9 protein-coding genes and 2 tRNA genes are annotated in these 12647 nt (G+C 66.8%); 2 read left to right on the top strand and 9 right to left on the bottom strand.

The features are described 5' to 3' along the window. Nucleotides 1-217: 217 nt before the first annotated feature. The 3 genes from B0293_RS06070 to B0293_RS06060 all read right to left on the bottom strand — a co-directional run bounded on the left by B0293_RS06070 (nt 218) and on the right by B0293_RS06060 (nt 1280). A tRNA-Glu gene (locus B0293_RS06070) sits at nt 218-290 on the bottom strand. A gap of 132 nt (nt 291-422) precedes the next feature. Continuing rightward, nucleotides 423-494 (bottom strand) — tRNA-Gln (locus tag B0293_RS06065). 51 nt (nt 495-545) lie between these two features. Then, nucleotides 546-1280, bottom strand: a complete 735-nt coding sequence (locus B0293_RS06060) for an HAD family hydrolase (RefSeq protein ID WP_005162089.1) — start codon at nt 1278-1280, stop codon at nt 546-548. A gap of 544 nt (nt 1281-1824) precedes the next feature. Between B0293_RS06060 and B0293_RS06055 the strand changes: the two genes are divergently transcribed. Then, nucleotides 1825-3063 (top strand): FAD-dependent oxidoreductase, encoded by a 1239-nt coding sequence (locus B0293_RS06055; RefSeq protein WP_005162085.1) that lies wholly within the window; start codon nt 1825-1827, stop codon nt 3061-3063. A 56-nt stretch (nt 3064-3119) separates the two neighbouring features. Here B0293_RS06055 and B0293_RS06050 read toward each other — a convergent pair whose 3' ends face one another. Then, nucleotides 3120-3893, bottom strand: a complete 774-nt coding sequence (locus B0293_RS06050; protein ID WP_005162083.1) for a fumarylacetoacetate hydrolase family protein — start codon at nt 3891-3893, stop codon at nt 3120-3122. A gap of 154 nt (nt 3894-4047) precedes the next feature. Here B0293_RS06050 and B0293_RS06045 point away from each other — a divergent pair, with 154 nt between their 5' ends. After that, nucleotides 4048-6078 carry a tetratricopeptide repeat protein gene (locus B0293_RS06045; RefSeq protein WP_005162081.1) on the top strand — a complete coding sequence of 677 codons (2031 nt, stop codon included), beginning with the start codon at nt 4048-4050 and terminating at the stop codon, nt 6076-6078. Nucleotides 6079-6087: 9 nt separating this feature from the next. Here the strand turns inward: B0293_RS06045 and B0293_RS06040 are convergent, their stop codons facing one another. The 5 genes from B0293_RS06040 to B0293_RS06020 all read right to left on the bottom strand — a co-directional run bounded on the left by B0293_RS06040 (nt 6088) and on the right by B0293_RS06020 (nt 12423). Next, the gene (locus tag B0293_RS06040) at nt 6088-7719 is read right to left on the bottom strand and encodes a toll/interleukin-1 receptor domain-containing protein (RefSeq protein ID WP_005162079.1); all 1632 of its coding nucleotides are present in this window, start codon (nt 7717-7719) and stop codon (nt 6088-6090) included. A 269-nt stretch (nt 7720-7988) separates the two neighbouring features. After that, on the bottom strand, nt 7989-8855 hold the full coding sequence (locus tag B0293_RS06035) for a helix-turn-helix domain-containing protein (RefSeq protein ID WP_077241252.1): 867 nt from the start codon (nt 8853-8855) through the stop codon (nt 7989-7991). A 226-nt stretch (nt 8856-9081) separates the two neighbouring features. Further along, nucleotides 9082-9369, bottom strand: a complete 288-nt coding sequence (locus B0293_RS06030; RefSeq protein ID WP_077241251.1) for a DUF397 domain-containing protein — start codon at nt 9367-9369, stop codon at nt 9082-9084. An 86-nt stretch (nt 9370-9455) separates the two neighbouring features. Then, nucleotides 9456-11084: a citramalate synthase gene (gene cimA, locus B0293_RS06025; protein WP_005162072.1), complete on the bottom strand. Its 1629-nt coding sequence runs from the start codon at nt 11082-11084 to the stop codon at nt 9456-9458. 295 nt (nt 11085-11379) lie between these two features. Then, nucleotides 11380-12423, bottom strand: coding sequence for a 3-isopropylmalate dehydrogenase (locus B0293_RS06020; RefSeq protein ID WP_005162069.1), 1044 nt, complete (start codon nt 12421-12423; stop codon nt 11380-11382). Between the last annotated feature and the right edge of the window lie 224 nt (nt 12424-12647).

The following is a 12647-nucleotide window of genomic DNA, read 5'->3' as shown; positions in this document are numbered from 1 at the left end:
GCTTCGCCGCCGCTTCTACGCTGCCCACAATGGACGACAGCGCCACCCAGGAACGTCAAGCCGACCGGAAACGCCTGCAACCACCATCAAACTGCCGGTCGACCAGGTATCGGAAACCGCTGTAGCCGCGGAAAGGATCAGCGACGCCATGTCGACTCCCGAAATAGCGAAAAGCGCCGATCAAAATGATCGACGCTCTTTGCGTGGTAGCTGCTTGTACCCCCGATGGGATTCGAACCCACGCTACCGGCGTGAGAGGCCGGCGTCCTAGGCCGCTAGACGACGGGGGCTAGGATCTTCCTCCTGCGAGAGGAGGTTTTTCAGTTGTTCACCTGCTGTGTTGCTGTGGAGAAACTTACCAGACCGGGTTTCCCGCCTTCGCAGGGGGGTCACTCTGTGTTTCACTCCGGAGAGTTCTCCAGCTGGGGTACCAGGACTCGAACCTAGACTAACTGGACCAGAACCAGTCGTGCTGCCAATTACACCATACCCCAGTGAGGTGCCGTTCCGATCTTGACCGGCTCAGCACCGCACGAGAAGAAATACTAGAGCACGCTGTTCCGCACCGTGAAAGCGGGGGTCTCCGTAGCGCGCTGGGCCGGGACGCCGAGCTTCGCGAACTCGGAAACGAGCAGCTCAGGGAGCTCGTCGAGGCCGGAGATCGTGTGCACGCCCGCCGGGGCACGTTCGGCGATGCCGTCCCGGTCGAGCCAGACGGCACCCAGGCCGGCGTCGCGGGCGCCGATGGCGTCGGTGTCGAGTTTGTCGCCGACGTGGACGGCCTGCGCCGGGTCGCAGCCGAGGCCGAGGCAGACCGAGTGGAACATCGCGGGGTCCGGTTTGGCTACTCCGAGTTCACCGGCGATGGCCACGTGGTCGAAGAAGCGGGCGAGGCCGAGATCGGCGATCTTCTTCCGTTGATGTACGCCCGAGGCGTTCGTGACGGCCGCGACCAGGACGCCGGCGGCCCGCAACCATTCCAGGCACGGGAGGACATCTTCAAACAATTGCCACGAACGAGTGAGGATTTCACGACGGCGTCTTTCGAAGCCGCTGACCTGCTCTTCGTCGGCGAGAATGCCGATTTCGGCGAGGAAGCATTCCGTACGCTTGTGGTGCATGGTCACGTAATCGATTTCACCCGCGACCACCAGCGCGACGTGCTCTTCGGTGATGAGATCCCACAGTGGCCAAAGGTCGTTCTGCCCGGTGAGCGCGCGGAGGCTGAGCCGGATCGCGGCCGTGCAGTCGATCAGCGTGTCATCGATGTCGAGGCACACCAACCGTAACTCCGGGGGCTCCCAAGGGGCTCCGTCGGGAGCGTCCGGCGTGGTTCGTGACGAGGTCCGGGGCACGAGAGCGAAATCCACCAAGTGAGGCTAGGGCACCCAGCGCGATCGCGACTCTGCCGATGAGGTGATTAAGGCTGCTCTGTTCCGGCGCGGGCACTCTACTCCCAGTTGGTGAGATGACGTTTTTTAGTTACCCGACAACAGGTAACGCGGCCAGTCGGGTGAAAACCCCATACCCGCCTTCCAGCTCGATCCAGAGTGCACACACGCAGTGACGACACCGGAAATCCTTGCACGCCTTGAAGTACCGACCGTCCACAAGGGCACCTCCGCGATTTCCGTCCTTCAAGGACCGTCTACGTCCTTTTTGGACGGTCGCTTCGATCACCGGAAAGAGCACGCGAACCGGTGAGGCTCACCCCTTGGCCCGATCGGCGCATCCGCCCGGATGGCGCTTGACGCACCGGTCGGACGGGTGCATGCTGAGCTTATTCAACAGGTGATGAATAAGCGTTTCGAAGGGGTGGGACGGATGAACGAACGCACGAACTGCGTGGTCGTCGGCGGTGGCCCCGCGGGGATGGTCGCCGGGTTGCTGCTGGCCAGGGCCGGCGTCGAGGTCACGGTGCTGGAGAAGCACAAGGACTTCCTGAGGGACTTCCGCGGCGACACCGTGCACCCGTCGACGTTGACGTTGCTCGACGAACTGGGCCTCGGCGAAAAATTCCTCAGCCTGCCGCACAGCGAGATCTCCTACGCCGGTTTCCCCGCCGAGGACGGCACGATGATGCGCCTGGCCGACCTGACCAGGCTGAAGGTGGCGCATCCGTACATCGCGATGGTCCCGCAGTGGGACTTCCTGGACCTGCTCGCCGACGCCGGCGGGAAGGAGCCCACGTTCACGCTGCGGCAGAGCACCGAGATGACCGGGCTGATCCTGGAGCAGGGCCGGGTGACCGGGGTCCGCTACCGCACGGCCGACGGCACCACCGGCGAACTGCGCGCCGACCTGGTGATCGCCGCCGACGGCCGCTGGTCACTGGCGCGGCGCGAGGCGGGGCTGATCCCGAAGGAGTACGACACCCCGTTCGACGCGTGGTGGTTCCGGATCTCGCGAGAGGACGGCGAACTCGAGGGCAGGCTGACCCCGAAGATGCGCAACCGGCGGTTCGCCGTGCCGCTGCCGCGCAAGGGCTACTTCCAGGTCGCCTACCTGGGCCCGAAGGGCGAGGACCTGCGGACCAAGGGCATCGAATGGTTCCGGGAGAACGTCGCCGACGTCTGCCCCGAGTTCGCCGACCGCGTCGACGAGCTGAAGACGACCGACGACATCAAGTTCCTCGACGTCAAGATGAACCTGCTGCGGAAATGGCACCTCGACGGACTGCTGTGCATCGGTGACGCGGCGCACGCGATGTCGCCGGTCGGCGGGGTCGGCATCAACCTCGCGGTGCAGGACGCGGTCGCGGCCGCCACCCTGCTCGCCGAGCCGCTGCGCCGGGGCAGGCCGTCGGTGACGGACCTGGCGAAGGTCCGCAAACGCCGTCTCGCGCCCACGATGCTGGTGCAGGGGCTGCAACGGCTGTTGCACAAGAACGTCATGCGACCGGTGATGGAGGGCAGGCGCAACGGCCCGCCCCCGGTGATGGTGAAGCTGTTCAGCCGCTTCCCCGTGCTGTCCTACGTCCCCGCGCGGCTGCTGGGCCTGGGGCTGCGGCCCGAGCACGCCCCGGCCTTCGCGCGGCGGGCGATGGAACCGGCCGGCGATTAGCTCCTGAACGCCATGAACGGCCCGTTCCCTGCGAGGAACGGGCCGTTCAGAACGCGCTAGACGTCCTGGACCGGGTTGGTCAGGGTGCCGATGCCTTCGATGGTGATCGAGACCGACTGGCCGTCCTCGATCGGGCCGACGCCCTCGGGGGTGCCGGTCAGGATGACGTCGCCGGGCAGCAGGGTCATCACGCCGGACACGAACTCGACCAGCTCGGGGATCTTGTGCACCAGGTCCGACGTCCGGCCGTCCTGCTTGAGCACACCGTCCACCTCGGACTTGAGCGCGAGGTCGGCCGCGTCGAGCGAGGTCTCGATCCACGGACCGAGCGGGCAGAAGGTGTCGAACCCCTTCGCCCGGCCCCACTGGCCGTCGGCCTTCTGCAGGTCACGCGCGCTGACGTCGTTCGCGACGGTGTAGCCGAGGATCGCGCTCGCCGCGCGGGCGGCGGGCACGTTCTTGACCGGCTGGCCGATGACGATCGCCAGCTCACCCTCGAAGTCGACGCGGCCGACGCCGCGCGGACGGCGGATGGGCACGTTCGGGCCGACCACCGTTGTCGACGGCTTGATGAACAGCATCGGGTCCTTCGGGAGCTCGTTGCCGAACTCGGCCGCGTGCTTCGCGTAGTTCCGGCCGACCGCGATCACCTTCGACGGCAGGATCGGCGCGAGCAGCCGGACGTCGGCGAGCGGCCAGCGTTTGCCGGTGAAGTTGGGGTTGTTGCCGAAGGGGTGCTCGGCGATTTCCAGTACCTGGGCGTCGTCGCCGTCCCCTTCGATCGAAGCGAACGCGACACCACCGGGATGAGCAATTCGGGCTAGACGCACGCCGTCCACCCTACGTGTGCCGATCACGGCCACCTCAGCGCGGATACACCGAAAGCCACCGAAGTGCACCCGTCCAGGTGCTGTGCGCCCAACCACGCAAGCGCGACCATCGAAAGTCAGGCCGGTACACGGTGGGCGAGGGGAAGGCCGCGAGATGAATGCCGACGCGTATCCCCCGGATCCGGTGGTCGTCCCGCGCCAGCTGCCTTTCCCGCCGCCCTGGCTGGTCGGCCGCGAGAAAGAAACCGCCGTCCTGACCGACACGCTGAACCTGCGAGCCGACCCGGCGTCCGTGGTGGTCGTCGAGGGTCCTGGTGGTGTGGGGAAGACGACACTCGCGCTGCACTGGGCACACCAGCACCTCGACCGGTTCCCCGACGGTCAGCTCTACACCGATCTGGGCGGCTTCGACCGGCCGTCCGATTCGCCGTCGACGGTGTCGGTGCTGCACTCCTTTCTCGGCGCCTTCGGGGTGGCGCCCGCCGCGCTTCCCTCGGACGAGCGATCGGCCGCGGCGCTCTACCGCAGTGTGCTGGCCGGGAAGCGGGCGCTCATCGTGCTCGACAACGCGGCGGACCTCACCCAGGTGGCACCGCTGCTGCCCGGCAGTCACTCCTGCGCTCTCCTGGTGACCAGCAGGACGAACATGGCCGGTCTCCGGCTTCGCGGCGCGACATCGCTCCGGCTCGACGCGCTGTCGAAGAGGGAGGCTCGCGACCTGCTGGCCCACCAGGTCGGCAAGGGCAGGGTCCTGGACGAACCCGAAGCCGCGGACGTCCTGCTGGCCTACTCGGCGGGTCTGCCGCTGGCGGTCTCGCTGCTCGCCGCGCGCTCGGCGAGCAGGCCCGGTCTGCCGCTGTCCGTGACGGCCGACGAACTGCGAGGCTCCGACGGCCACCTGGACACCTTCGACGCCGGCGACGGCTCGGCCGATCTGCGGACCGTCCTTTCCTGGTCGTACCGCGGCCTGGGAATCGACGAGGCCGGCGGCTTCCGGCTGCTCGGCCTGCTCCCCCTGCCCGAGTTCGACGAGGCGGCCGTGGCGAGCCTGCTCGCACTGGGCGCCTCGCGCACGACCGCTCTCCTGCGCTCCCTGGATCTCAAAAGCCTTCTGCGCCAACATTCACCGAAGCGCTATCGGATGCACGACCTCGTGCATCGCTACGCGGGCGAGCTCGCGGAACGACTCGACCCGACGGCCGAACTCGTCTCGGCCAGGCGGCGCATGGTGGATTTCTACCTCCACACCGCGTTGCACGCCGACCGCTCGCTGTACCCGCACCGCAGCAGACCCGACCCGCCCGTACCCGAAATCGGGGTGAAAGCCCTCGAGTTCGCCGGGGAGACGGCCGCCTTGGGCTGGTTCGCCGCCGAACACCGCACACTGCTCGCCATGCAGCGGCTCGCCGCGGCGGAAGACCTGCCGACGCGCGTGTGGTGGTTCGCCCGCGTCCTCGACACCTACCAGCACCGGCAAGGGCTCATCCACGACAACGTCGAGACCTCACGACTCGGGGTCGACGCCGCGCAGCACCTCGGATCTCCCGTCATGAGCGTTCTCGCGCAGCGGCAACTGGGCCGGGCCTGCACCCGGGCGGGTGAGCTCGACGAGGCACTGAAGTGGCTGACTCGTGCGCTGGCCACGGCATCAGGGGACGAGGAACAGGCACATACCCATCATGACCTCGCCCGGGTCCACGCACGTCGCGCGGATCGCGAGAACAGCCTGCGGCACGCCGAGCAGGCGCTCGAACTGTATCGCCGGGCCGGAAACCAGGTCGGCGAAGCGCACGCGCTGAACGCGGTCGCCCGCCACTACGCGGACCTGGGCGACCACGAACGGGCCCACCGGTACGCGACCATCGCTCTTTCCCTGCACGAAAGACATGACAACGGCAGCGGTATGGCGGTCACCCTCGACAATCTCGGCTCCATCGCCCGCGACGCCGGTCATCCCCAGGAGGCGGAGCGTTCGTATCTCCAGGCGCTGGAGCTGAGTCTGAGGCAGGACAACGTGTTCTTCGCCGCGGAAGTGTCCGAGCACCTCGCGGAAGCGCAGTTCTCCCACGGCCGGCTCGGCGAAGCGGCGCGGTACTTCAAGCGGACCTACGAGCTTTACGTCGCCCAGCACCGCCTCCCCGACGCCGAGCGTATCCGGGGCCGGCTCGCCGGGCTGTCTTTCTAACGGGCCAGATCAGTCTTGGCTGCGCAGTTTGCGGGCGATCTCCTTCCATTCCGCGCGCCGGGTCCACCGGCCTCCGACGTACTCGTTGATCCGGCGGCTCCGCTCCTCCAGGCCGCTCAACCGCATACGCGGATCGGCGAACAGGCGTTCACAGATCCGGATGTCGGCGCGGTCGACCCCGGCCGTCTCCGGTGCCAGTTTGGCCAGCAGCCACCGGCAGGTCGCGGACGCGTAAGGCAGCGAGATGGCGTCGAAGAACCCCAGTGCCAGACTGATGTCCTTCTCCGCGTTGGCGAGAGCGTCGCGGCCGCTTTCCTTCAGCCTGAGCGCGGCCCTGGCCAGGTGCGCGGAGCCGAGAAGTTCGGCGTAGGAGGCACCATCGTTGACGTGCCCGGCCAGTGACATGAGCGCCTTGTCCACCAGTTCCCTGGCCTTGGACAGCTCGCCACGGGCGATGCAGATCCGCACCCGCAGGATCAGCAGTTCGTGATACTCACGCGCCCGGTCCGGGCGCAGGTAGCCGACTGCTTCACCGGCCAGCTTGTTGGCTCGCTTCAGCGCGGAGCGCCGCCGCTCCAGGCGGTACTGGGTGAACCAGATGCCCGCGAGGACGTTGCGGCACGCGCCGTATTCACCTCCTGCGGGGTCGAGCGCGTGGAACATCGCGCTGGCGTCCTCGGCGCATCCGACGGCTTGGACGAAGTGATGTCTGCGCACGTCCGGCCGTGAATCCTCCGCGAGCTCACAGTGCAGGATCGCGAGCAGGCGTTTGCCGAAGGCGACCAGCCAGCCATCGCCACAAGCCTTGGCCAGCCGTAACCCTTCATCCACAGTGGACACGGCGGCGGCCAGCTCGTGCGCCCGGTGCTGATGCCAAGCCTGGCAACGGAGCAGCAGCCACGCTCTGCTCTCGCGGTCTTCGGCCGCCGTCGCCCCGTCCGGCAGAGCACGGAGACAGCACCGGGTCACCTGCCGCATCAGCTCAGCGCTTCCCGAAGCCTTGACGATCCGTTCGACGGCAGGCAACGCCCGAAGGAGTTCGGCGTGGCTCGAGTCGGGCGCGACGCCGAACCATTCGCGCACCAGATCAGGTCCCGCGGCCGCTGACGGAGACGCCGCCTCGAGGGCGTCCACGAGCGCCGCCTTCTCGTCGACCGCGTCCGAGGTGGTCGACGGTCGCTCCGGTGCGGGCATCAGGCCCAGAGCGAGCAGGCGGCGGACGATCTGGTCGAGACCGTCTTCGCTCTCCGCGTCGAACCGCGAGATGACCAGGTTCTTCAGCAAGGTGGGAGCGAGGTCGGCCGAGAAGCCGGGATCGGCGACCGGGATGACGGGACACCCACCGGGGTCGGTGTGATCGTAGATCCGTCTCTGCAGCACCCTGCTTTCGAACAGGACACCCTTGCGAGCGGCCGTGCAGTCGCCGGCACCGAACCGGTGCACGTAGTCGGGGGACAAGACGCAGAGCACCGGATGGCGTGTCACGGAACCGACGATCCATTCCGGGAGGGAAACCGGATTCCCTTCCGGGAGATCCCGGTCCCAGATGACCTCGACTCCACGCCTCGGCAGGGCTTCGGCCAGCGCTTCAGCGACCTTTCTGCCCTCGATGTCGTGGGCATAGCTGATAAAGACCCTCATATGGATCCTCCAGGCAACGAAGCCGCGTCCTGCCGCTTCGTCGGACAAGGCCATTCGCGGCCCTCCGGCGGTGGCCGGTGCCGTTCACCTTCCGCTCGGACAGGTGAACACCGGCGGCCACCGATACGGGGGCAGCCTCTGGAGGCGCTGAGGCCGTATGCTGGCGATCGAGCAGTACGTCCACGCCTCGCGACACGGTGAGTCCTGTGGGTATGCCGCTTGGGCGGCTTCTGTGCCAGCAGAAGCCGCCCAATTCACCTCGGGCTATCTCATTCTTCCTCCAACCCTGCCAGGGCTTTGTCGATCACCCTCGGGGTCTCCTCGGGTGGCAATGCGGCCTCTTCGAGCTGAAAGAAGATCTTGACGAACTCGGCGGCTTTGTCGGCTCCGGCGACGTCGTCGTAATAGACGTCCCCGTCCGGCTGCTCGACGGTCAGGAAAAGGTCGTCCAGCTCGTCGGAAAGCTCCAGCACCTGGAAAGAACTACGCATACCGGGCATGAACCCCGCCTTGAACGGCAGGATCTGAATGGTCGCGTTCACCTGCCCGGAGACAGCCTTCAGATGCAGCAACTGGGCGCGCCAACCGTCGATGTCGGTGATCCGCCGGTACAGAACGGACTCGTCGATGACGAAGAAGTGCTGCAGTTCGGGGTCGTCCAGGCGCCGCTGCCGGGTCGCGCGAGCGGCGAGTCCCCGCTCGACCTGCTCCGCGTCCGTGGTGAACTTCGTCATCACCGAACGACTGTAGGCAGGCACCTGGAGCAGACCGGGCACCAGCAGGAGCTGGAACTGACGGACGAGAACGGCCGACGACTCCAGGCCGAGGAATTTGACGAATTCCGAGCGGAAGTACCGCCGGTACTCGTCCCACCAGGCAGGCTGCTTGCCCGCCTTGGACAACTGCACATAGGACTCGACCCGGTCCCGGTCGGTGATCCCGTACTGGAGCAGCAGCGCCTTCAAGTCGGTGGTCGACAACCCCACCGAGCCGTTTTCGATTCTGATCAACTTGGAAACAGACCAATCGAGCGCCTCGGCGACCTCCTTCTGAGTGAGTTTCAAGGTCTCGCGGGCCTCCCGCACAGCCGCCAGTAGGCGCCGCTGACTGCTCGCCGGAGATTGAGCCCTTGTCATGATCCGATTTCCTCCCCTGTCAGATGTCGGTCTGCCATGTGGCAGAACGATAGCATCCATTGTGACATACGTCATATGACCTGGTGCATTAAGGTGCCTTGCATTCGGGCATGTCGCACTAAGCCTGGTCGCATACCGCTGTCCGAATAGATGAATGCGATTCGGACGCGCGAAAAGATCAAGCTCTGCCGCGAGGTGGCAGAGCTTGATCTTCGACAAGAGAAAGTCAGTCGCCGAGGGGCCTTTCGACGAAGGCGGCCCAAGCCACGGCTGAAAACGTGAGCACGGAAGCAGGATCCTTCGAATCACGGACGAAAACCGCGGCGGGCAGATAGGAGACCTCGACGCACTGAGCGCCCCCTCCTTCGCTATGGGAACTCTTGTTCCACCTCAGCCGCGTGAAATCGGTTTCCTGCCGCAGCCGGTCTTCTCGCCACGCCACATGTGCCCCCGATCCTCGGCAGGCACCCTCGACCGATCGCAGGCGAGACGGCGCCTGTCCCCTGCAGGCCATCGTTCAGGCTAGCGGCGGAGCGAGATCGCCAAACACCGCCGACAGGCGGATTTTCACCTACCGTCGCCGTTCGATGACATGCCGCGTCAGGGTTTCCCGATCTCGGAAAGGGACTTGTGCACGAGCGCGTCGCACAGCGCGAGCCAGCTCGCTTCGACGATGTTGCCGTGCACGCCGACCGTGGTCCATTCCCGCTCGCCGTCGCTGGTCTCGACGAGCACCCGCGTGACGGCGTCGGTGCCCGGATGGCCGGGCAGGATCCGCACCTTGTAGTCGGCCAGCTCGACACTGTCCAACCAGGACAGATGCGGGCTGAGCGCCTCGCGCAGCGCCGCGTCGAGGGCGTGCACCGGGCCGTTGCCCTCGGCGGTCGCGATCACGCGCTGCCCGCCGACGTGCACCTTCACCGTCGCTTCCGAGACGACCTCGCCGTCGGAGCGGTGGTCCAGGACGACCCGGTACGACTCGAGTTCGAACGGCGGTTCGTCGAGGACGTCGCTCTGCGGGCCGTCGACCTCCCGCCGCAGCAACAATTCCAGTGAAGCGTCCGCGGCTTCGAAGGACCAGCCCTCGGATTCGAGTTGTTTCACCTTGCGGACGGCGCTCGTCAGCGCCTCGGGCTGGCCGGCAAGGTCGACCCCGAGCTCACGTCCCTTGAGCTCCAGGCTGGCCCTGCCGGCCATCTCGGTGACCAGTACCCGCATGTCATTGCCGACAGAAGCTGGATCGATGTGGTTGTACAGCAACGGATCCACCTTGATCGCGCTCGCGTGCAGTCCCGCCTTGTGGGCGAAGGCCGACGCCCCTACGTAAGCCTGGTGGGTGTAGGGGGCGAGGTTGGCGATTTCGGCAAGAGCATGGGAGACCCGGGTGAGCTCGGCGGCGCCTCCGGTCGGGAGGACCTCCATTCCGAGCTTGGTCACGAGATTCCCTGTCACGGCGAACAGATCGGCGTTACCCGCCCGTTCGCCGTAACCATTGGCGGTGCACTGGACGTGCGTCACGCCGGCCTGCGCGGCGGCGACGGAGTTCGCCACCGCGCAGGAAGTGTCGTCCTGACAATGGATTCCGAGCCGGAATCCGGTCCTTTCCTTGACCTCGCGGACGGTTTCCGCGAGACCGAGCGGCAGCTGGCCGCCGTTGGTGTCGCACAGCACGGCGACGTCGGCGCCGGCGTTCACTCCCGCGTCGAGCACCTTCAGCGCGGTGTCCGGGGAGAACGCGTAACCGTCGAAAAAGTGTTCCGCGTCAAGGAAGACACGGCGTCCCTCGCCGACGAGGAACGCGACGGTGTCCCGCACCATCTCGCACGCCTCGTCGACGTCGACCCGCAGCGCGCGCTCGATGTGACGAAGGTCCGATTTGGCCACCAGCGTGATCACCGGGGCCTGGGAATCGAGCAGGGCCCGCACCTGCGTGTCCTGCTCGGCTTTTGTTCCGGCCTTCCTCGTCGCGCCGAAGGCGACGAGGGCGGCATGATTCAGTTTCAATTCACCCGAAGCGGCGCGGGCGAAGAATTCCGTGTCCTTGGGCAGCGCGCCCGGCCATCCGCCTTCGATGAACCCGACCCCGAGATCGTCGAGCAGCCTCGCCACCGCCAGTTTGTCCGCGACGGAGTAGGAGATCCCCTCGCGCTGCGCGCCGTCGCGCAACGTCGTGTCGTACAGGTGGAAAGCGTCGCCGAGCGGTGTATCGGCGGGCTCCTTGCGGCTCACGAGGACTCCTCATGGTGGTGGCAAAACGTGTTCAGGCAACAAAAAAACCTCCCGCATGGGTGCGAGAGGTTGCGCGCCGGGGGCTCTTGTGGAGCTGTTATCCGGCGCGCTCGGCGATAATGATGGTGCAGGAGGTCACGAACGCATCATGGCACACGCTCCGGCGGGCGTCCACAGGCCGGGCGATACTTCCCACCTTCTGAGAGTGGCTGAAGGGGACTTTCCCCGCGTCTGACGCAGCAAAGGGGCCCTTCACCGCGTGAGATGCGGTGAAGGGCCCCTTCAGCCCAAGTTACTACTGAGTGACCGGGCGCACGTTCGACGACACGAGTGCCGCCAGCCGGTCGCCGATCGCGTGCGTCGCACCGGGCGACGCCTGGTCGCGGGTCGCGAGGTCGAAGGCCACCGAGGCCTCGATCCGCCGCGCCGCTTCCTTCTGTCCCAAGTGGTCCAGCAGCAGCGAGACCGAAAGCACCGCGGCGGTCGGGTCGGCGAGACCCTGGCCCGCGATGTCCGGCGCGCTGCCGTGCACCGGCTCGAACATGCTCGGGTTCCGCCGCGTGATGTCGAGGTTCCCGCTCGCCGCCAGCCCGATGCCGCCGGTCACCGCCGCCGCGAGGTCGGTGATGATGTCGCCGAACAGGTTGTCCGTCACCACGACGTCGAACCGGGACGGGTCGGTCACCAGGTGGATCGTCGCCGCGTCCACATGGGAATAGGCGACCGTCACCTCCGGGTGTTCCAGCGAGACCTCTTCGACGATCCGCGACCACAGCGAGCCCGCGTACTCCAGCACGTTCGTCTTGTGCAGGAGCGTCAGGTGCTTGCGCGGCCGCGCCTCGGCACGGTTGAACGCGTCGGTCACCACGCGCCGGACGCCGAACGCCGTGTTGACGCTGACCTCCGTCGCGATCTCGTGGTCGGTGTCCTTGCGCAGCAGGCCACCGTTGCCCGCGTACGGGCCTTCGGTGCCCTCACGCACGACGACCATGTCGATCTCGCCCGAGTCGGCGAGGGGTCCGCGCACACCCGGGTACAACCGGGCGGGGCGCAGGTTCACGTGGTGGTCGAGCTCGAACCGGAGGCGCAGCAGCAGGCCACGCTCCAGAATGCCGCTCGGCACCGTCGGGTCGCCCACCGCGCCCAGCAGGATCGCGTCGTGCTGACGGAGTTCACCGAGTACCGACTCCGGGAGCAGCTCACCGGTGGAGTGCCACCGGGCGGCGCCGAGGTCGTAGTTCGTGATCTCCGCAGTCGGTACGACCTCACCGAGCACTTTGAGCGCCTCGGAGACCACTTCGGGCCCGATCCCGTCTCCTGGGATCACCGCGAGCCGCATCCACACACCTCCGTAGACCAGGCCACCGGCAGTCCGGATGGCCCATCCGCAAGAAAACGCCAGCAGCGGAAGGTTACCGGCTGTAGCCCGGTAGCCGTAGCCGCACCACCCTTATGCCGGAGCCTCCCACAGAGCGAGACAGCCGAAAGAGTGAATACAAGAAGGGACGCCCTGGCGAAAACCTGCCGCCAGGGCGTCCCTCACCTCATCGAACGCGGGTTACC

It is taken from the genome of Amycolatopsis azurea DSM 43854, assembly GCF_001995215.1.
Taxonomy (GTDB): domain Bacteria; phylum Actinomycetota; class Actinomycetes; order Mycobacteriales; family Pseudonocardiaceae; genus Amycolatopsis; species Amycolatopsis azurea.
Note: the sequence above shows the minus strand (reverse complement) of the source record. Positions and strands in the feature narration are given on the sequence as shown.

Excerpts from the sequence above, each read along its gene's own strand:
- B0293_RS06055 (WP_005162085.1), top strand. The coding sequence starts at position 1,825 with ATGAACGAACGCACGAACTGCGTGGTCGTCGGCGGTGGCCCCGCGGGG.
- B0293_RS06045 (WP_005162081.1), top strand. The coding sequence starts at position 4,048 with ATGAATGCCGACGCGTATCCCCCGGATCCGGTGGTCGTCCCGCGCCAG.
- B0293_RS06040 (WP_005162079.1), bottom strand. The coding sequence starts at position 7,719 with ATGAGGGTCTTTATCAGCTATGCCCACGACATCGAGGGCAGAAAGGTC.
- B0293_RS06035 (WP_077241252.1), bottom strand. The coding sequence starts at position 8,855 with ATGACAAGGGCTCAATCTCCGGCGAGCAGTCAGCGGCGCCTACTGGCG.
- B0293_RS06030 (WP_077241251.1), bottom strand. The coding sequence starts at position 9,369 with ATGGCCTGCAGGGGACAGGCGCCGTCTCGCCTGCGATCGGTCGAGGGT.
- B0293_RS06020 (WP_005162069.1), bottom strand. The coding sequence starts at position 12,423 with ATGCGGCTCGCGGTGATCCCAGGAGACGGGATCGGGCCCGAAGTGGTC.